This window comes from Niastella caeni (genome assembly GCF_004834005.1).
Classification (GTDB): domain Bacteria; phylum Bacteroidota; class Bacteroidia; order Chitinophagales; family Chitinophagaceae; genus Niastella; species Niastella caeni.
In genome coordinates, this window is record NZ_STFF01000014.1 from 18294 (window position 1) to 39152 (window position 20859).

18 protein-coding genes are annotated in these 20859 nt (G+C 44.0%); 5 read left to right on the forward strand and 13 right to left on the reverse strand.

Annotated features, from left to right (window positions below; all coding sequences use genetic code 11):
* Positions 1-439: 439 nt before the first annotated feature.
* Positions 440-625, forward strand: coding sequence for a hypothetical protein (locus tag FAM09_RS28820; protein ID WP_136580639.1), 186 nt, complete (start codon positions 440-442; stop codon positions 623-625).
* A 274-nt stretch (positions 626-899) separates the two neighbouring features.
* On the opposite strand, the gene FAM09_RS28825 is transcribed toward FAM09_RS28820, so the two are convergent.
* From FAM09_RS28825 to FAM09_RS28840, 4 genes are read right to left on the reverse strand one after another with little or no spacing between them, the layout of a single operon-like run.
* The gene (locus tag FAM09_RS28825) at positions 900-2096 is read right to left on the reverse strand and encodes a DUF4998 domain-containing protein (protein WP_136580640.1); all 1197 of its coding nucleotides are present in this window, start codon (positions 2094-2096) and stop codon (positions 900-902) included.
* Positions 2097-2116: 20 nt separating this feature from the next.
* A complete protein-coding gene (locus tag FAM09_RS28830) occupies positions 2117-3316 on the reverse strand; it encodes a DUF5000 domain-containing lipoprotein (RefSeq protein WP_136580641.1) in 1200 nt (399 codons plus the stop codon).
* 39 nt (positions 3317-3355) lie between these two features.
* Complete coding sequence (locus tag FAM09_RS28835) at positions 3356-5293, reverse strand: RagB/SusD family nutrient uptake outer membrane protein (RefSeq protein ID WP_166437306.1); 1938 nt, start codon at positions 5291-5293, stop codon at positions 3356-3358.
* A 28-nt stretch (positions 5294-5321) separates the two neighbouring features.
* The gene (locus FAM09_RS28840) at positions 5322-8528 is read right to left on the reverse strand and encodes a SusC/RagA family TonB-linked outer membrane protein (RefSeq protein WP_208025676.1); all 3207 of its coding nucleotides are present in this window, start codon (positions 8526-8528) and stop codon (positions 5322-5324) included.
* A gap of 1197 nt (positions 8529-9725) precedes the next feature.
* Here FAM09_RS28840 and FAM09_RS28845 point away from each other — a divergent pair.
* Both FAM09_RS28845 and FAM09_RS28850 read left to right on the forward strand, forming a co-directional pair.
* Positions 9726-9965 (forward strand): hypothetical protein, encoded by a 240-nt coding sequence (locus FAM09_RS28845; RefSeq protein WP_136580642.1) that lies wholly within the window; start codon positions 9726-9728, stop codon positions 9963-9965.
* Positions 9913-10260 (forward strand): hypothetical protein, encoded by a 348-nt coding sequence (locus tag FAM09_RS28850; RefSeq protein WP_166437307.1) that lies wholly within the window; start codon positions 9913-9915, stop codon positions 10258-10260. Before FAM09_RS28845 ends, FAM09_RS28850 begins: the two co-directional genes overlap by 53 nt.
* 93 nt (positions 10261-10353) lie before the next feature.
* On the opposite strand, the gene FAM09_RS28855 is transcribed toward FAM09_RS28850, so the two are convergent.
* The 9 genes from FAM09_RS28855 to FAM09_RS28895 all read right to left on the reverse strand — a co-directional run bounded on the left by FAM09_RS28855 (position 10354) and on the right by FAM09_RS28895 (position 17611).
* A complete protein-coding gene (locus FAM09_RS28855) occupies positions 10354-11937 on the reverse strand; it encodes a hypothetical protein (protein ID WP_136580644.1) in 1584 nt (527 codons plus the stop codon).
* 40 nt (positions 11938-11977) lie between these two features.
* Positions 11978-12535, reverse strand: coding sequence for a hypothetical protein (locus FAM09_RS28860; RefSeq protein WP_136580645.1), 558 nt, complete (start codon positions 12533-12535; stop codon positions 11978-11980).
* A 136-nt stretch (positions 12536-12671) separates the two neighbouring features.
* The gene (locus tag FAM09_RS28865; protein WP_136580646.1) at positions 12672-13313 is read right to left on the reverse strand and encodes a response regulator transcription factor; all 642 of its coding nucleotides are present in this window, start codon (positions 13311-13313) and stop codon (positions 12672-12674) included.
* Complete coding sequence (locus tag FAM09_RS28870) at positions 13310-14098, reverse strand: sensor histidine kinase (protein WP_136580647.1); 789 nt, start codon at positions 14096-14098, stop codon at positions 13310-13312. The genes FAM09_RS28865 and FAM09_RS28870 overlap by 4 nt, the downstream gene beginning before the upstream one ends.
* On the reverse strand, positions 14074-14724 hold the full coding sequence (locus FAM09_RS28875; protein WP_136580648.1) for a hypothetical protein: 651 nt from the start codon (positions 14722-14724) through the stop codon (positions 14074-14076). The genes FAM09_RS28870 and FAM09_RS28875 overlap by 25 nt, the downstream gene beginning before the upstream one ends.
* Positions 14715-15314 (reverse strand): hypothetical protein, encoded by a 600-nt coding sequence (locus FAM09_RS28880; RefSeq protein WP_136580649.1) that lies wholly within the window; start codon positions 15312-15314, stop codon positions 14715-14717. The genes FAM09_RS28875 and FAM09_RS28880 overlap by 10 nt, the downstream gene beginning before the upstream one ends.
* A 241-nt stretch (positions 15315-15555) precedes the next feature.
* Positions 15556-15906 (reverse strand): HepT-like ribonuclease domain-containing protein, encoded by a 351-nt coding sequence (locus tag FAM09_RS28885; protein WP_136580650.1) that lies wholly within the window; start codon positions 15904-15906, stop codon positions 15556-15558.
* On the reverse strand, positions 15887-16189 hold the full coding sequence (locus FAM09_RS28890; protein ID WP_136580651.1) for a nucleotidyltransferase family protein: 303 nt from the start codon (positions 16187-16189) through the stop codon (positions 15887-15889). Before FAM09_RS28890 ends, FAM09_RS28885 begins: the two co-directional genes overlap by 20 nt.
* 117 nt (positions 16190-16306) lie before the next feature.
* Positions 16307-17611: a vanadium-dependent haloperoxidase gene (locus FAM09_RS28895; RefSeq protein WP_136580652.1), complete on the reverse strand. Its 1305-nt coding sequence runs from the start codon at positions 17609-17611 to the stop codon at positions 16307-16309.
* 422 nt (positions 17612-18033) lie between these two features.
* On the opposite strand from FAM09_RS28895, the gene FAM09_RS28900 reads away from it, so the two are divergent.
* Together FAM09_RS28900 and FAM09_RS28905 are read left to right on the forward strand one after the other, a co-directional pair.
* Positions 18034-18432: an NUDIX hydrolase gene (locus FAM09_RS28900; RefSeq protein WP_136580653.1), complete on the forward strand. Its 399-nt coding sequence runs from the start codon at positions 18034-18036 to the stop codon at positions 18430-18432.
* A 126-nt stretch (positions 18433-18558) separates the two neighbouring features.
* Entirely contained in the window at positions 18559-20700 is a 2142-nt protein-coding gene (locus FAM09_RS28905) for a DNA topoisomerase 3 (protein WP_136580654.1), read from the forward strand.
* Positions 20701-20859 lie beyond the last annotated feature (159 nt).

Sequence of the window (20859 nt, forward strand, 5' to 3'; positions counted from 1 at the left end):
CCTCTCTATATTGAATATTAAGCATCGGGTAGTAAAATTTCAAAATTGCACTATTTGCCAACTGGCAGATGGTGCAATTCTTTTTTAGGTCCAATCTGCACACTTATTGCCAAAAACTACACAGTTATAGGCAAACCTGCACAGTTATCAAAATGAGCAGATAAAAAGGGTTAGAGTTCATGACGAGTTTTATATTCGTACTCCAAACCAAACTGACCCATGAAATTAATTTGTACTTTGACGCTGAAGTAAAGTAAACAAACCTGTAGACGAAGGCTGTGCTTATCTTTATGGCGGAAGTTGGGGTTTATCGTGGAAAGAAATTTTTAAAGCATTCAAAGATCAGGTTGCAAGTAATAAGAATACTAACTGGACTGAAATTAAAGAAACACCCCTTTACTTTAAAACAAAAGAGTTTAACAATTCAGCCGACAATATCGTGAATGCTTTATTGGTTCAGAAAATAGAAAAAGAAAAAGGGTTTGCTGGTGTTTGGGAGCTACTTACTGTTGGGCCTTTTGAACAGGGGAATGAGAAGTATTATCAGACGCTTGAGAAGTTAACCGGAATTACAAAAGCAAATTATAACAAGAAGGTTTGGGAGTTGATAAACAACGAAAAGTAAAGTTTTATGTTAGCATTGTTCTCGCATAAATATCTTCCATGCTTACCGACACGCCGATGGCGGGTAAGGAAAAGATTTCCTTTAAGTTCTTATATTCTTCCAGTTCCCAGTGATTGTGCTCATTTATACGGAAGATTTCCACGCCAATTTCTTCCGAATCAAGCAAATTATTAATAGGGGGCGGCTGGCAGGAAATAAATACCCCCGATCCCGATAGCTATCGGGACCGGGGGTATGCAATAGGTCTTTCCAGGAATGGATTCTATATAAAACACTATGGTAAACGCATGAGTCGAACCTTGAAGGCTTTCATAAAGTTTCCATCGGCTGTCATGCCGGCCTGCAGGCCAAGGGCAACCGGAGAAGCATCGGTTAAAGTGAAATCAAGCGTATTGTCGCTGTTCTTCACTATTGTTTTATAGACTAACGCATCTGCAGGAACATTGCCTATATCGGGCAGGGTGGTTCCTTTTGCAACGGTGATGTATTTTGTGCCACCGGTTGAACAGTCGCCAGCAGTTACGATCAATGAATATTTACCGGCAGGCAGCGTAAAGGTCTGGTATACCTTGCCGTTAGGAACCGCAGGTAATCCCCAGCCGGCTTCAATAGACAGGGCTTTGGAAGGAAGCCAGTTGCCATTGTCGAGCCCGCCTATGTCGCTTCCGGCGTTTCTAACATCGGCAGTCGTTATCCAATTGGCCGGTGTTTGCCACCGCGCGGTTCCGCCGGCTGAGTTGGCAAAACCTGGCCCTGCGTTTACAATGTAAAGCGGGGTAACATCTGTTTTAACCGCCACTTCCTGAAATTTGCTATAGAATGTATCAATAGCCAGGGTATCGGGTAAAAACAGGGTGCGATAATTGAACTTAGATCCAAGCTTGTAATTCTTAAGCACTGTTCTGGTATCTGTTCGTTTTACAAATATCGTTTGCAGCATGCTGTTATTGTCGGTATACTGCAATTCGCATCCCAGGGCGCCTGTGCTTGCGTCCAGTACGTTCCAGTTGAGCGTTACGGAATCAGCTATATTCAGCCCGTCCTTGATGGTACGGTTTAATAACAGGCTTTTATAGGTGTTCCCATAAATTCTTCCGGTAATGGTCACATTTACCGACCGGTTCCCATATTTATCGAATGTGGTCATGGTAAAGGTTTTCACTCCTTCTTCCATTTTATTGAGTATGGCCCTTACGGTGTCTACATTAGGCGTACGGGTAATGGGCAGCGAAAAGGAGTCGGCATAGTTGTTCCAGTAAATACGCAATTCTGTTATTTTGGGATCGGCTATCAGCAGGCCCGACAACATAATTCTGCCGTCACCGGGGTGCGCTTTAACCGAATCTATTTTACCGGCATATGTTATGCTTCCGCCATCAAGATATTTATCCTTGTAATCGTCCATCTTTCGGCACGCGCCTAATACGGCAATGGTGCTCAATAGTATGGTTAGATATTTAACTGTTTTCATTTTTTTCAGATTGAGGTTGTTTACAATGGTTTGCCCCAGATGGAGATCTCACAACCGGTAAGGGTTTGCCGAAAGCCGCTATAATTATATTTATGTCTTACTCTTATATAACGTACAGGTGGAGCAGAAATAGGGATCTCCCAACCGCTGCCGGCTTCTCCTGCTGCTTTGTCGTCGGAGTTTTCCTGGCCGTAAGGTAAACCAGATGGCTTCGATTCCCGGCATTCGACCAGCTTCGTCCAACCCACCCAGCTTCCATTGGGATTGGGATTGGTGGTACCCCACAGCTCATATACTTTCATACTGGCGTTCTCGAAGTAACGTGGGTCGGGGTAGTGCCACCAGGTGAAGCGGCTAAGCTGCGCCGTAGTGCCCATATCGAAGGTGAACCAGGCGCCATTTGTAGTGTCGGTAATGGTTTCATAGGTACAAATGGCAGTGCCCCAGCCATTGTACAGCCCATCCCATAAATGGCGCATCTGACGTCCATAGGCATTTACCGCCAGGTCGCCGGGCAACAGGTATTCACTAAAGCCAGACTTTGGAATAAGCGTTTCGTACAAAGGCGACAGATCGGCAAAAAGTGTATCGCTTTGGTTCTGGAACTGGTCCCGTACGTAAAACGCGAAACTCTTTTTAAGCGTATCCATGCCGCGTTTGGATTGGTTGATCTCCTTAAGCTGACTGTATACCGCTTCCGTTTGCGTCCAACGACCAAACTGATCTTTTAATAGTACGATAATAGCTAACGGTTTTTTGTCGGGGTTAACGGTGCGAATGTTAATGCCGCCAAAAGTGGCCATCACCTTGAGGCTGTCGAATGCAGAAAGGTAAGCCGGCCTAAGGGGATGAACCGTTATTTTATAGGGCGCCGAAACTGTTTCGCTGCGGTTAACCGCGTACAGGGTTACTTCCGTTGCAACCGAGTCTTTAAAACCATCTACCAGCATGTTGTTGGTATAGAAAGATGCCCTTACTTCCCTGGTTACACCGGGTCGTATTTCGTATATGGCTTTTACGTACAACAGATCTTCATCATCGGGCAATGTATACGTAATGCGGGCCTCGCCTTTAAGGTTTTCAACTTTTCCATTGCTAACGGCGCCGGGCGGTGTACCATTATGTTCTAATGGCCCTATAACATCTCTTTTTTTACAAGATGGTATAACTGCGGGTATCACCAACGCCAATAACAGAAACTTATATATTGTCGATTTCATGATTTACCAAATTTTGCTATTGCTAATTAGTTGATTTTTTTACCAGCCTATATTCTGTACCAGGTTAGGGTTTACAGAAATTTCATATTCCCTGATAGGCCAGAAATAATCGCGGGGCGCAATGAACTTTTGGGAAAAGATATTTACCACCCGGTAGTAATCGGCCGGCGCCGCCTGTGTACGGTCCCACCCGGTGATAGGTTTGTTAAGTTCGGTGGCAGCCTCTTTCCAACGGCGAAGGTCCCACAACCTGCTGCCTTCGAAGGCCATTTCGATTGACCGTTCCTGGTGGATGATAGACCTGAGCCCTTCTTTTGTAGTTGGTTTTCCCGGGCTGTTCGAGTATTGATTCCAGGAAGTTACTACGCCACCAAGCCCTGCTCTTGCCCGTACTTTATCCAAATAGGTATATACTTCAGTTGATGGGCCCGATGCTTCATTCAGGGCTTCGGCATACAACAGGTACAGGTCGGCCAGGCGGAACATAGGCCATGGATAATTTTCAGAAGTAGCAGCGTTAACAAGTCCGGAAAATGCAAACTTCCAGTTCACCAGTTTTTTTATCCAATAACCAGTCATGTTTATATAATCGGTATTCACCTCGTTCATTCTTTGGCCTTGTTTGGCCCTTACATCATAAGTGGCGCTATCGCCATAGAGGCTGTTCTGCATGTACCAGATGCTTCCATCAAAACCCAGGTCGGCATAAAAGCGGGGCTCCCGGTCGAAGTTCAACCGCGCTGTCTGATAGCCTTCGATCAAATTATATCGTTCCGCTCTTGTAGCCGTACGCAATTCAGAAAAATTCGAAAAGTTATACGATACGTCTTCGTTGATGGGTACACCGTGATCGGTATAAAAAAGCTGGGCTATTTTCAATGGAGCGCACAATTGGTTATAAGCAGCCAGGTTAATGGGCGCCTTTGGATCTATCTGGCCCATGCAGATACTTTGAATGTAGTCGGGGCCCTGGGCAGTGAGTGAGGTGTTGCGGGTAGATCCCCAGATCAGTTCACTGTTCCAGCGTTCACATACTGCGTTGCGGATGCTCATTTGGGTCCTGGTGGTATCTGATATTTTGTTCAACCCCTGGAATTTGTACAATTCAAATCCTGCCTGATGCGCAATTTCTATTGCTTCTTTAGCTGCATTAGCTGCGCGCTGCCACTTGGTTGGGTCGTATGAAGCGGGGAAAAGCGCTTCGCGTTCGTTCTTCAATGAGGTGAAATCGCTGTTGCCGTTGAATAAAGGACTTGCGGCCGTTACTAACAGGCGGGCTTTTACTGCCATAGCGATCGGTTTGGTTATCCGGCCCATTTCATTGGCTACGTCCGTGATTTTCATCGGCAATTTTTCAGCGGCTTTGTCAAGCAGGTTGGCGATGTAATTCACTACTGAATCAACAGGGGCCCTTTTCACTCTTACCTCATTGGGCGTAGAAGAAATAGGCAACGCTACATCTACGATGGGAATGGGACCATAGTTCCTGAGCAGGTAAAAGTGATAATAGGCTTTTAAAAATTCTACTTCGCCCAGCCAGCGCGTACGCATGTCGGGTTCCAGGTCGTACACCTTCTGGGTATTGCTCACATTTTCAAGAAAAATATTGCAGTGCCGGATGCCTGCATACAGTCCATTCGTTCCATCCCAATAGTTGGCATAAGGGTTTACCTTATTTTGATTGCCTTTGGCTATATCCCAAACTGTATTTCTAAAGAAAACGCCGTCCCTTGGCAACCAGCATTCGTCGCCGGCGATAAAACCTAAAGAGTTGATCGGGTGGTTTTCTGTAGGCAGGAAAGAATAACAGGTGAACAGGTATTTTTCCGCTTCCCGTTTCAGGGTGAATGCATTATCGATCGTGATCACGTTATCGGGCACTACGTCGAGATATTTGTTGCACCTGCACATGGTTGTAACAGTTATGACTGCTGTTACAAACGCTATATATTTATTGGTAAAAAATCTGTTGATCATATACTTTTTTTGCTGTTTCAAAAAATGGTTACAGGGATAAACGCAAACCTATGTTGTAAGTTCTCTGCACAGGATATCCCAAACCTCTGCCACCCATTTCGGGGTCCCACATTTTAAAGCGGCTGATAGCAAAGAGGTTACTTCCATTGATATAGAACCGGCCGTTTCTAAAGCCGCTGATGCGTAAAAGCTTTTTTGAAAAGTTGTAGCCTATTTCTACATTTTTACAGCGCAGGAAGGTGCCATCGCGCATCCACCAGGTAGAGGTTTGATTATTATTGTCGATAAAAGTTTCGCTTAACCTCGGCCACATCGCATACAGGTTACGGTTGTCTTCACTCCAGTGGCTCTCTGCAATTACCTTTAACAGGCCATTCTGTGCGCCGCCATTCAGCACAAAAGGCGCAATGTTTTCTGAATTGATGAAAAAGGAAGAACGGGCAGCTCCCTGGAAAAAGGCGCTGATGTCGAAGTTTTTATAACCGAAAGAAAACCCGCCTCCATATACAATTTCAGGATCTGTAGGCAACCCGATCGGCACTCTGTCGTTATTGGTGATTTGGCCATCGCCATTTACGTCTTTGTATTTAATGTCGCCGCCCAGGTAGGTGCCATAGTTTTGGTAGGGGGAATTGGCTACTTCAATATCGTCAACGAACAAACGTTCTGCTATCAATCCCCAGGTTTGCCTTATTGGATGACCTATTTTCGACAGGTGTTTTTCATTAGCTCCATATGCGGGCTCTTCATATTTTGCGAATTTCGACGTGGCATAGGTTACATTTCCCCGCAATTGCAGCCACATGTCGTTTCCAAAGCTTTTATTATAGGCTAATGAGAAGTCAACTCCTTCTGCCTCGGCCTCGCCAACATTGGCTTTCATGTTCGCCTGCAGGCCCATGGTAGACGGAATAAAAGTGCGGTCCATCAGTATTTTGGTCTGTCTCCGCTTCCAATACTCTGTTATTACCTCAAATCCTTTAAAAATATTGAATTCCAATCCATAGTTTTGGGTATATGCCTTTTCCCAGGTAATGTCAAAGTTTTCATAACGGCCGATGCCAACGCCAGGTCTGTAATAACCGGTATTATTACCAAACGATGCGCCTCTGCCGCCGTTATTCAGGTTAACTTCAGAAAGATAATAGAACCGGTCGCGGTTTGAACCGATCTGGTCGTTCCCTACAAGCCCGTAAGAAGCGCGTACGCGCAGGTTCGAAACAACGCCTTTCAGCCCTTCAAACCAGCCTTCGTTCGAGATATTCCAGGCCACACCTGCTGAGGGGAAGAAGCCGTAGCGGTTGTTCTGGTAAAAACGCTCGGAGCCATTATAACCAAAATTAAATTCAAACAAATAACGGCTGTCGTAGCCATACGTGAACCTTCCCGATAATCCCTGGTTGCGGTAGGGAAGCGACAACTGGAGTTTTTCGGTTGGGCTCGGCTCGGGGAAATAGTTTGATCCGGGATTGCCTTCCTGGTAGCTGTTGAACAGCGTAATTAACATAGCGCTCACGGCATGTTTGTTATTGAACGTGCGGGCGTAGTTAAGCGCTGCCTCCAGGTAAGTCCTGGTATTCTGAACTTTTTGGCCTTCCGCATAATTCAGGTATTCCGTTCCTTCTGAAAGGCGGGCAAGCGTAACCGTTTTTCCGCCATCTACTGTGTTGGCCTGGTAATAATACGGATTGTATTGCCGGGTTACATCAAAGAAAGAATAGCGATTGGTATAAGCCATTACGCGACCCGTAAGCCCCGGGGTAACAAAAGCGAAATCCTGTTTCAGTTCTATTTGCGCCAACATGCGCGATGAATTATATTCTTTGTAACCCCTGACTGCATTGGCAAAGGGGTTCAGGTACAATTGGTCGGCTCTGTAATACCCCGTATTGGCGTCTGACGCCTGACCGGGGCGGGGTGCGTTACCAAATAAGGGGTGTTGTATCGCAGGCATAAAAGTTTGCGGATATACAGCGGGGAACAATACCGGGTTACTCCATAACACCTGGTTGAAAATGCCGGACCCGCCATCTACCGGGCCTCTGTAATCATCAAACTGGCCGTACACCCTGAAGATAGCTTCGGTGGTTTTGGTCAGTTGAAGATTTATATTTGACCGCAATGAATAGTTTTTCAACTTGATGTTACTGTTGAAGTCATTCATTTCGGCCACTTTCAGTACGCCGTTGTCGACGTTATACGTACCTGAAACGTAGTATCTTGCGTTTTTAGATCCACCCTGTAAGTCAAGATTGTACCGTTGATTATTGGTGTAATCTTTTATCATCATGCTTATCCAATCATTGTTTGGATAAATTAAGGGATTGTCGCCCCGGATAGTACCGTCAATTTTTGGTTGGCTATAAGGAACGGAAGCGAGGGGAGTTCTCGTAAGCGCCGCCTCGTTTGCCAGCTTCATGTACGTAATATTATCGGTAAACTTGAAGTTCTCTGTATTTCCTGAGATGGAGTTTTCCACTCTGAAGTTCAATTGCGTTTTGCCTTCAGCGCCGCTTTTGGTAGTTACCAGCACCACACCGTTTGCGCCTCTGGCCCCGTAAACAGAGGTAGCGGTGGCATCTTTCAAAATAGAGAATGCTGCTATGTCGTCGGGTTGCAGGCGTGCAAGGTCATTTGTGGTGCTTTCCATGCCATCGATCAGGATCAGCGGGTCAACTTTACCACCTGAACTGAAGGAAGTAATACCTCTGATAAAGAAGGAGGCATTGTCTGCGCCTGGTTCGCCGGTGCGTTGATAAGCAATCATGCCCGATAACCGGCCGGCAAGCATGGTAGTAAGGTTGCTCGTAGGGCCTTTGAGTTCTTTGGGGTTGATAGTGGTAATGGCGCTTACCATGCTCGACTTCTTCTGTCGGCCGCCGAATGCAACAACGATTACATCTTCCATTGAATTAGCCAAAGGTTTGAGAATGACGCGCAGTTTGCTTTCGCCTCTTACCTCTACTTCCTGTTTTTCATATCCCACAAAGGAAAATACCAACGTGCCATTCGCCGGCGCGGGGATGCTGAACTGCCCCTTCGCATTTGTGGTAACTGAAATTTTGGGGTCCGACTTCAATGAAACAGTCACATTGCCCATAGCTTCCGATGAATCAGATACAACAGTACCTGTGACTGTTATTTTTTGTGCCTGGGTCGTCAGGCAAATGCATGTTGAGAGTAGCAGGGCCATTAATTTTAATGGCCAGTGCCTTTTCGGGGTTTTACATTTCATATTCGTGTTTTGGTTAACCTGTTAGTTTCAAAAGATTGTTATCATGTATGTAAGCAGTAACTATATATGTGCCCTGTGGCCGGATCTGATATCTAATCGACAACCTGATCAATTCAACATAAAAAAAGTGCCGGTGCGATGTGTTTCATTAAGCCTTGCTATTTATAAGTATTTGTTCCTTTTTTGATTTTATCGTCTTTACGGCCGGCCTGTTGGCCTTGCTGTTTTGGTGATATGTAGAACATGGGTGTATGCAAAGCATCTTTATCATGCCATAGCACCTCAGCCTGTAATACCATTATGTGATAATGTCTGCTTTTGATGGTCAATAATGCCGGAAGACTGCAATGAGAACCGGTTTAACCGGCTTAAGTTTGAAAAAGATGTAAAGCGGGATGTTGGCTTTGGGCCAGCGAAGATGGTTGAAAATGTTATTGTTACACTTTTTTTTAAGGCAAAAAGATTGCGCTGGGTATAGCGTTACTGGTTTGGTTACGTACGCCCTGGTGAAGTTTGTGTGTAGCATAAGCATAGCGACTAAATCGTTAGTTTGGAATTTTTGTTACAAGGTATCCTTGTTAATGTAGCAGGATAAGTGGCGATTCTTCGTTTTGCTGTTCGATTTCTCAGCTAATGTGTCTGATCCGGTTTTATGAATGTAAAATAATTGGGAATAAGTGTTATTAGAGGGGGAGTAATTCATAAAAGTCAGGGGACAAATTCATATTTTAGTATAAAAGGTGGAGCAGACATGTAAAATGCTTACAGCAATTGGTTGAAAGTCAGTCCCAGCGCTTAAAATGTACTTTTAACAAGTATAATTTGTGGTACATATTTATGGTCATTATCAAATAATAAATAAATAGATATTTGTTTTTTTATGCGAAGGGGTGCTCAAGAAGCGCGTTACATCTGAACGTATTATACAATGGTGAATTTTTATTTAGTCATAAGTCAGGGACGGTCCTTTTACTTCATTTATGTGATCAAGGTACACAAATGTTTAATTTCGGTTCATTTGGTAATTTCACACAATTGAAACAGTTCGAATGCAATATGTTTGATGCAAATCATTAATTTGCCGATCGCACCATCCCCGTTGTTGAATATACAGGTCCGTTGCCTTACAAATTGATGCCCATTGATACCGGCCTGGTATATGATCCCCAATAGTGGTATTATACCAAAAAGCTGCAATTGCTGGATGATCCTACGTATACCGACCAGGCAAAGGTTCAGTTTATTAAGGATGCCTTGAGCGATACTACGAAGGATATTTTCAATAGCATTGAGGATGAGCCTATTAAATTCTGGCTTAAGAACAGCGAGGCAAAACAGTTGATAGAAAATTATTTTTCGAAGCTGCAATGCGAATTGAGTGATGATGCTGAACAGGAGAGGAATTTACGATATAGAGGTGCAGGAGCGTGTTACTAAAAATGCAGCAGGCGAGTATTTGTACCAGGTGTTTGTTTGTTCAAAAGAAACCGTGTATAAAATGGAATACAAGGAGCCGGAAACTGAACGTTTCCCATTCCAACGGCTGGTTAAGGTGCTCAATTTAATATTGATAAAAAAACAGGTAAAAGAGCGGTTCGTAGAAATGGCAGCCACGGAACCAACTGTTCGGTTTGGCTTTTTTGAACCGGCGAAATTAAAACCATTCCTGAATAAATACCAGGTTGGGTGTTATGCGTTGAAGAAAGGGGATGAGTTTGGGATGTTGAAGTAGAGGGGATGATTGGTTACATGGTTTGATGGCCAGGCAAAATTAATGGGACTGACCTTTTGGGTCAGCCCCATGCTTTCACTCAAAGGCGACGACTTATTTTTTTGTAAAGTTGTAATTGATCGAAAAGTACCAGGAAACAAATCCTTTGTTGGAAAGATCTTTCTTTAATTCGGCGTCATCCGCCACTTCGCCGCCGACCTTCAATTTGGTCAGTTCTTTTCTTTGTCCGAATATAGGCCCCGCACTGATGGAAAAATTATCTCTTATGGCGGCACCGAAACCCACAGGGAAAAGAACATCGTTGGCTCCGGTAGAAATGCCCACCTGGAAAAAAGGATATAAAAGGTCTCCTTTTGTTTTTATAAGAAAATTGAGATAAGCGGCCGGCCTTACCCGTACATGGGTTTTGTCTGTTTCCTCAACTGTATTAATACCGTTCCCTTCCTTCACGGCATAATTGGGATAATTGAAATCGGTATAAAAAACACCCATTGACACAAAGGGTACTATTCGTTGATCTTTTGCTACGGTAAAAGAGAAAGTATGGTTTCCTTTATCGGCTACAGAACCGTCTTTATTCAGTGCGCTGATGGCATAATCGAATTTTTTCATTTTAGTGTTTGCCCAGTTGAAGCTGGGCGCACTCTCGAGCCGGTAACCGGTTTTAACACCTTCGAACTCTTTTGTAAAAGCGTTTAATTTGTCGATGGCGGCTTTGAATTTCTGCAGGTTTTCTTCCCGCGACTTCATCCTGTCTGAAGTGTTTAATGTGATCCATATGGAGGCGCCCTTCGAATAGTCCTGGAAATTTTTTTCATGTATAAAAGGTTTTATGTGGGTGTCGTATTTTTCCGTAAGCAGGGTTTGAAGCGCTGTAATAGATTGTTCAGCTCTTTTTTGGGCATTAACCAGTCCGGTCAACACCTCACCGGCTTCTGCCAATGCAAGTTTGAATTGGTAATAATCGGAAGGGCAGTCGTATAGTTTTTTCTGTTGCTCTGCTATCCAGGCGGCAAAACCAGCCGATTGGTCAAATGTAATTGTTATCTTCTCAAATAAATATTGGTCTATATCTTTGGTATACTTATCTATTGAATCAGCTAATTTCCTGTATTGTTCATTGTTAGTCTTAAATGCGGTCGTATCGAGTTTTGAAAGGAATTCGTTCACCCATTCATGCAGAATGATCGATTCCATTGAAGGTAAATTCGCATTAGAAGGCAGGCTTTCATATAATGCGCTCTCTTTTGTCGCAATACTCTTGGTTGAAGCAAGTGCAGGGGCCGCTGCCGCTGCTGCCGCTTCCGCTTCTGCGGAAGGCAGGTTGGAAAGCCATTGGTTTATGGCCGTATAAACGGGGTCGTCTATTTCGGTCGTCGTCGACTTGGCGGATGTGCGTAAAGGATTGTAAAATTTAAAGAAAAGACTGATCGTGTTATTCCGGTCGTTCGAAATATTGAATAGGGTTTCTTCCGAAACTGCATTCCAATCGGTGGTGTCATCTTTGTCGACCCTGAATTCCAATTTGCCGGGCGCTTTACCAGCAGGTTCTATCCATTGTAAAAAAATATTTGTTTTTACACGCGTCCCATGCAGCCGTTGAAAAGCCGATTTGGGCTGTGCATAGGTTGTGTTAATGAAACAGGTGACAAAGGAGGCGATAATAAAAATTCTCATAGCATTTTATTTGAAATGAATAATAAATTGGCGGTGTGCTTTATGGCCATAGTTGCCCTTCGTTGTATACATTTCCATCATTGCTGGAAATTGACGGGTGCTCGGGAGGTGTGTTGGGGCGATTGTAGTGCAGCGTGTCATTGAAGTAGTCAAGTCGTTTGGTGGAGTCCGTTTTACTGACGAGGGTTGGCACCACGCAAAAGCTTAGGCGATTCAGGTTGTCATTCCCCCTGGTGATCATCCAGTAAAAACCCACCTTCCAGGTATAACCAGAGGTATCACGGCCCATTTTTTTCTTGAGCCGGGGATAATCATTTGTCAGGTAGCGTTGAATAACACCGGCATCATAAATAACGCCGTAACTGCCCACAGGCAGGTTTTGCCTGTAAGCGTCTACGCCGCGTATACCCGATGCTTCATCGATCGGTTGGTTGAAGAACGATGATTTAATTGTGCCAACCTGGGGCAGACTTTTGTATCCGTTGGGATTCTCAACGAGGTCATGCCCGGGTTTAGGCCGCAGCAGGAAATAGATACTGATCAGTGCTACTAACAATAGAAATACAATGCCCCATACCGTTAAAAGTGTTTTTTTCATACATGCAGGAATTTATATTTAGGATTTCGCTGATCGCGATTACAATACAATATTCCTGCATGAAGGCAGATTGGAATACGGGGTTTTTCCCGGGTCGGTTACGGGAATATCCCGGGTAACCGGGGGGTGTGTAGGATTATAGCTGGATGATATTTCGGCGCAGCGCTTCCAGCACCAGGCCAACGCGGCTTTGTACATTCAGTTTTTTAAATAAGGTTTCGCGGTAGCCATCGACGGTACGTTCTGCAAGCGACATTTCAGCGGCAATTTGTTTATAGGTCATGTCGCTGCACGCAAATTGAAGAAAGAGTTTTTCTTTAGGGGTGATAGATAAAAGCTCTTCTTCTTCCTGATACAACAGCAGGCGGCGATAATTGATATTGGCGGCATCTGCGTTGTAATAACCGGTGCGGTGCATTTGTTCAAGTGCCCGCTCCAACTCATTAGGATGTATTTCTTTCATGAGGTAGGCGCAACAACCGGCTTTAAGCATATTGATAATGCTGCGGTCATCCGATTTCATCGACAACGCCGCCATTTTTACCGAAGGAAATTCACTGGCTATGGCCTTGGCTGTCTGATGTCCGTCGAGAATGGGCATGTTCAGGTCAATTAACAGGATGTCGGGTGGGGAGGGGAGCAGTCTTATTTTGGAAAGGCATTCCTGGCCGTTGAGTGCTTCCAGCACTACTTCATAGCCTGGCAAACTGCTTACAAGCATACCAAGGGATTTTAAAAACAACTGGTGATCGTCTGCAAGACCTATGCGAATGCTCATAATTGCTTTTTTTGATGGGGTAATGTAATGATCACCTGGCAGCCTTGTTGGGGTGATGATATAAACTGCACGCTTCCGCCGAGCAGTTGGGCCCTTCGCCGGATATTCAATAGTCCGGCGCCTGAACCAGTGGCTGATGCTGTGTTGAATCCCTTTCCGTTATCGGTAATGTGAATTTGTAATTCAGCACCGGTGTTTATTTCAATGCTAACCTGGCTTGCTTCGGCGTGCCTGATGATATTTTGCAATGCCTCCTGTATAATGCGAAACAATATGATCTGGGTATTGGCATCGGGTGACAGCTCCCTGGAAGAAAAGTGTAGGGTAACCCGGGTGATCTGCCCTGCATTGATCCTGGCTGCTTCAATTTCCAGGTTCTCTATAAGGTCGAACTGGTCGAGCCATTCGCGGTTGAGGGAGCGCGATAGCGCCCGGATGTCCTGGATGGCCTGGGCCAGCGTTTCCTGGGCGGTATGCAGTGTTTCGGGCGGTTGAGGCAACGTTCTTTCGGTAATGCCCAGTAGCATTTTCGTGCTGCTGAGTAACTGGCCGATGTGATCGTGCAGTTCTTCCCCCATTTGGTTAAGGGCTTCCTCACGCGTTTCAAATTGCATTTTGAGCAACTCATGGGCGAAAAGCGCTTCCATTTCCTTTTTCTCCTGGTAGAATTTATTTTTTCGCTTGCTGAAATAGAGCACAAAAGACACGAGGAACCCGGCGACCAGCGTGAAGAAGCAGCAAATAATGATAATAGTTTGAATCACCGTGTCTGAATTTTTCGCCATGTGAAGGCGGTTGCCCAGCAACCGTAGAATATCCAGTTGAGTACGCCCATTAATATGGTTACGATATGAAGTCCCTTATCCGGCAACAATAAGAGACGATCTCTCATCTGGAATATGACAAAAGTTACGAAATAATTAAAAAATAGTCCGGTTACTACCCAAAAAGCCGGTTCGCGAAGGGGCGATATCTCTCCTGCATGACGTAGCAATTGCCGGTAGTAGATACAACTGAATAATACGATATATACCGAAAGCCCTTTGCGGGCAAGCGTTCCGTAATAGTCTTTTGTAAAACTACCTTTTGATACATCATAAATATAGATAAGAACAAAGATCGCCATTCCGAAAAAGAGCATTTGCTTTGACGAACGCGTGGAAAGGAATTTCAAAAATAACAGGCTGAAGAAACCGGCCTGAACGATCATGAACAGGCCGAATACGATGTACCGGTTTGCATGCAAGAAGGGTATATAATGCACGCAGGTTTCTACAGACAGCGTTATAAGAAGGTAAAAGAAAAAGTTCTGCCACCAGCCCACCTTTCCGGTTGACATAATGCAGGCTGCGATAAATGCGGTAAGCTCTGCCAGGGTGGTTGGGTTGAATAGAAAATTGGTTATGGCCATAACTGTCCCTCGTCGAATGCATTTCCATCTTCATCTTCATCGTCTTTTTCTGCGGGCTGTCCGTTGCGTTTTTTGGTGTACTTGCCATGGTAATAAACGGAGTCTTCGTCGGAATAGTAATCGATCACACAAAGCTTTTTTGATTTATGCACCAGGGTGGGGATTACGTAAAAATCGAGTTTGTTGGCATTGCCTTCAGTGGAGGTGTCTTTTTTCTTCATCCAGTAAAAGCCCACCATCCATTTGTATTCGCTATAGTTGAAGTTACCAGGCCGGGTCCGTTGATATTTCACCTGGGAATCTATTAATTTGGGGAAGACAGAATCAATGTATTTCCGGATCGTATCTACGGAGTAATACACCCCCATGGATCGCCTGTTAAGATGTATTCCTCTTCGATAATTATGCATTTTCGGTTTGGCTTTTGCGTCGGAGACGCGGCCTTCAAAAGGCATTGAGTTATCGAACAAATGATTGTAAATGTAAATAGCGCCAATAGCTATCAAAATGATGGACAAAAAAAAGATTATTCGTTTCAGGCGGATAATGGTCTTTTCCTGCGCTGTTAGCGGTTTTTTTTCATGTGACATGTTCGTAGCGTTTAGGGGTAAATTACAAACCAACGTGAATATACGATTTGGCTGCATTTAGACCATTACGTTATGCGTCAAAATTGCCACAATCAATAAAAAAAGGTGTTTTTCACGTTTCTTTATGGGTAGGGGGCTATTGGTGATTGTTATGCATTAAAGAAGGTAAGGTTGAGTTTTTCGGAAGGTGGGGCTGAAGTTAATTGTTCAAATACCCTTTGCAAAAATTTATGTATTGGAACTATTCTGAAAATTTTAAAAGAGCATCATTAAACTGCTCTTTTAGAACAGGTAGGTCGTTTTGAGCTATTTCCCAAACTATTTGAAAGTTTACAGCAAAATATTCATGAATTGAAATGTTCCTAAAACCTCTAATGGGTTTCCAGTCTATTTCAGGGTGAGCATTTTTAAATTCGGTAGATAAAGCATTGCACGCTTCTCCAATAATTTCAATTTGCTTTATAGTGGCAAATCTTTTTTCAGAATTGGCATGAAAGTCACCATAAGAAACGCCGTTGAGATATTTCTCTATTTCAGCCATGGCTTCCAGAATATGTAAGACTCTTGTTTTATCAGTGATCAGTCCTTTCATATATTAGAATCTTGTCCTTGTCTATATAAGGTTTTACGTGGCGGGATAAGCCTTCTGTTGTAACAAGGTCAACTTTTTTGTGTAGTAATTCTTCCAGGTCTGATTGATATATAAAGAACTTCATTCCGATAGGTTTGGAATGATCCAATTCCACTAATATGTCAATGTCGCTTCCTTCCCTGGCTTCATTGCGAGCCATAGACCCAAACAGGTAAGCCTTCTTTACCGGAATACCGGCAAAGTACTGTTGAATTAATAGTTTATCCGCGACTGACAGATTCATAAGATAAAGATAATCAATTTTTTGCTAATGAGAAAATGCCATAACGAATACTCATGGGTTAAGGAAATACCACAGTGATCTATGCCTGATCATTGTGTTGGACAAAAGCCTGCAATATTAATAATCCCATGCGCTTTCTGATTTGGATGACACCAATCTGATGTCAGCGACTTCATTGCCCAACTCTTTACCTATTGTAACCGAAATGTCTTGTGTAAATTGGTAATGTATGCCCGCGTACACTCTTGAATCAGCGGCTTCTTTAAGCAATACAGACAGGGAACTATACTGCCGCGGAGTTAAACCCCGCCAGTCATATGCATTGTCGGTTACAGGAATATCACCGTACGCTCTTATTAACACCTGTATAAAGGGTGCATAAAACCCAACAAGTCCGGATGTGTAATCAGGGTAGGGCGGGTTAGGTAAATAGCTCACCCAGGCTGAGTCAATGAGTCGTTGAATATAGGCAACCGGCCTGAGCAGGTTATAATGATATTTTGACCTGAAGGTTATTATGTTGCCATCTTTTATTGCTATACCTGTTTTGGCATACACTTCAGCCGCCTGCCATAATTTTGCCCTTTGCTTTTCCTGCACCCAGGTAATGATGGAAAGCGCATGATAAGGCGCCGGAATACCCAGGCCTGCGCCACCCGCATCGGCCCACCAGTTGGCAATGGCTTTTTGCTGATCGGTTAAATTTTTTCCAATGTCATATACATTTTTTGCTTCTTTATAGAAATGGGAAGAGGTGTCTTCCGAATAAGGAAAAGGTATTGGGGGTGCGATGGCCGTTAGGGTATTTTCCAGAAAAGGCCTTGAATCTTTTAAGAAAGGCCCTACCGTGGCAAAGGCAGGAGGCGTGGGCACCCAGGAACCGGGGGTAACAGGTGGTGCTACATATCCCACACTGGAGAGATTGAAGTTATCGGTTGTTGACCAGTTGTAAATGGCAGCAGCAATGGACCGGCCAAAGGCTTGTGAACGGGCAAGAACATCATCCGGTGTGCTCGCTTTGAACCGGTTGTAGTTGACATTTTCCAGCGAGTCGATACTTGCCTTATTAGCATCGGTCAGCCCAACTAAAAACAACTTAAACATACTGGCCAGAGCAGCATTGGCGCTTGCACTCCACAAATAGCGTTGGCTCATATCGGCTTGAGGCATCGAAGGCATTTGATATAACCTGGTAGATAGGCTTGCGGCTCCTTTGCTGCCGGGGCGTACCGATTCATACAAGCCTACGCCAATAAATGCAAAATTTCTGAAATTCAATATTACCACTGGTTGCGGATTTGCCGGTCGTTGAACGTTTGCTATAAATTTATACCAGGCATATACCACGTCGGCGCTTTCTTCAGGTGATCTTGGAGGCCGATCGTCTCTTTTGCGGCAACCAAACAGCAGACCTATTAGCATGACTATCATCAGTAGTTTTAAACTACGATTACTCTTTGTTAATGGTAATAGCATAACAATCATTTTAGTAGTGAAAAAATGATAGATGGTTAGTCCATTTTTCAAGAGGATGCGTCTGGTTGATAAACCAGTCAAATGGATATGTGGATCAGAAGAGTGGGGTATTAAACTATGATATCCTGTATGTTTTACCAGAGCCGAATGAAATGTAATGGCCGTTTTAATTTATCAATAGTGAGATGGATTGGAATGACAGTTGGTAAGCTTGCTTTGTCTTTCTAAAGGTAGAATATTTAAATCATTTAAAAACATATATGTAAAATAGAGCGTGGTTTATTGTCATTTGTCAAAGTGCTGATTGTTGTTTTTTATTGAATTCAACTAATTTTACCGGGACCATTAACCTTATAACCATTTCTTAAATGAAAATAATTGACAAACTGGCCTGGATCGAAATAAAAAACAAATCAATTCTTTCCACTAGATCATATGGCAAAGACAAATATTATATTCCAGGTGGCAAAAGAGAAAATGGTGAAACGGATGAACAGGCTTTGTGTCGTGAAATAAAAGAAGAACTAAGCATTGATATTAAGATCAGTACCATAAAATATGTTGGAGTGTTTCAGGCGCAGGCACATGGCCACCCGGAAGGAACGATTGTAAAAATGACCTGCTATATGGCCGACTTTACAGGACAATTAAAAGCGGATGCTGAAATTGAAGAGATCAAATGGCTTAATTATTCCGACAAGGACATAATAGCAGAAGTTGACAAATTGATTTTTGATTATTTACAAGAGAAAGGGTTGTTGGATTAATGGAAGCTCCTTCCTGCCTGAGAACCATCATGGAAACCTGACAGGATCAGGTTCTGTTAAAAATAAACTGTCGGCATTGGCAGAAAATTTAGGATAAGACCCGACATTTGCTCTTTTTCAACTACTATGAAGGTTTGCATTGCTGAAAAGCCAAGCGTTGCCAGAGACATAGCTCAGGTTATCGGCGCTAAAGACCGTAAAGACGGATATTTCGAAGGCAATGGGTACCAGGTTACCTGGACCTTCGGGCATTTCTGTACCCTGAAAGAACCGCATGATTATACTGATCAATGGAAATACTGGCGGCTCGAAGACCTTCCCATGATCCCAGCCAGTTTTGGCATTAAGCTCATAGACAATGGCGGTGTACAAAAGCAATTCAAAATTATAGAACAACTGGTGCTTCAATGTGAGGAAGTGATCAACTGCGGGGATGCCGGCCAGGAAGGTGAACTCATTCAACGTTGGGTATTGCTTAAAGCGCAATGCACTGCCCCCGTGAAACGGTTATGGATCTCCTCCCTTACAGAAGCCGCCATCCGCGAGGGTTTCCAAAAGCTTAAAGATGCTAACCAGTACGACAACCTCTATGCGGCGGGCAGCGCCCGGGCTATCGGCGACTGGCTGCTAGGCATGAACGCCACCCGCCTATTCACCAAAAAATTCGCGCAGGGGAAAACAGTGCTCTCTATTGGAAGGGTACAAACGCCAACGCTGGCCATGATCGTAGCACGACAAAAAGAGATCAATGCATTTGTGTCGGAAGAATATTGGGAATTAAAAACAATCTACCGGGAAACGGAATTTACGGCTGCCATCGATCGGATAAAAGTGCCCGACAGGGCGGAAAAAGGATTGGCCTACCTGAAAGAACATCCTTTTGAGATCACTTCCTTTGAGAAAAAAGAAGGCAAAGAGGGGAATCCCCGCCTGTTCGATCTTACTGCATTACAAGTGGAAGCCAATAAGAAGTATGGCTATACGGCAGATGATACGCTGAAATATATCCAGAACCTGTACGAGAAAAAGATGGTTACATACCCACGGGTAGATACCACCTACCTCTCGGAAGACCTGCATCCCAAAATTGCAGGCATCATGCAGGACCTGACGCCTTATGCGGCTTTGACGGCGCCCATTCTTGCCAATCCTATTCCTAAATTGAAGTCGGTTTTTGATGACAAGAAAGTGACCGATCACCATGCCATCATTCCCACCGGCGTATTCCCTTCCAACCTGCCCGCCGAAGAGAAGCGCATATATGACCTGGTTGCAAGACGCTTCATTGCGGCATTTTACCCCGAGTGTAAAATATCCAATACCACTGTATTGGGCAAGGTAGGACAGGTGCCTTTTAAAGTGACCGGCAAACAAATACTGGAACCGGGATGGAAGGAAGTGTATGCCAATGAAGTGAATGCTAAAAAAGAGGAAAAGGAAGAGGACGAAGAAAAGATCCTGCCGGTATTCGTGGTAGGGGAGAGCGGGCCGCATACGCCACGGATACATAAGGGTAAAACGACACCACCCAAAGCCTTTACAGAAGCCACCCTGTTGCGTGCGATGGAAACGGCAGGCAAACAGGTAGACGATGAGGAAATGCGCGAATTGTTGAAAGATAACGGTATTGGCCGTCCGTCTACCCGTGCGAATATTATTGAGACCCTGTTTCGCCGAAAATATATTGAGAAGCGTAAGAAGAATATTTATGCTACCCAAACCGGTATAGACCTGATAGATACCATTCAAACAGAACTACTGAAAAGCCCGGAACTAACAGGTATCTGGGAACGTAAATTGCGCCTCATTGAAAAAGGAGAGTATGCCATGGGAACGTTCAAGCAGGAGTTGATCCAAATGGTCATAGACCTTACTGTGGAAGTAAAGACGGCAAATTATAGAGTTATTACCGTTGCAGCCGATCAACCGGAGAAAAAAGAAAAAGACAAAGAAGATAAACCGAAAAAAGAAACAAAGCCAAAAGAACCGAAAAAGGCGGTAGTGATTGAAGAACAACAATGTCCCAAATGCAAATCGCACCTGCTGAAGAAAGGCAATACGGCCTATGGATGCGCTAATTTCAAAGTCTGCGGTTTTAAGCTGCCGTTTGAAGTATTTGGAAAGAAACTGTCAGACAAGCAAATTGCCGACCTGTTGAGCAAAGGGAAAACAGGTAAAGCCAAAGGATGGAAGCTTACAGGTGCCGATAATGAGACAGAAGGAAAGCTGACACTGAATACCGCTTTTGAATTGGAAATAGAACAGTAAGTTGTTAAATTCTATGATCAGGTAACATTTGTATACACATATCCTTGGTAAGTAAGAAATATAGTCTATCTTTAGTTGGTAATTGAGCCTTTGCATCAGTAACCGTTAATTATTCTGCTAAGTAATCTGCATCTTAATTAGTCTCTTACTCTTTGCTTT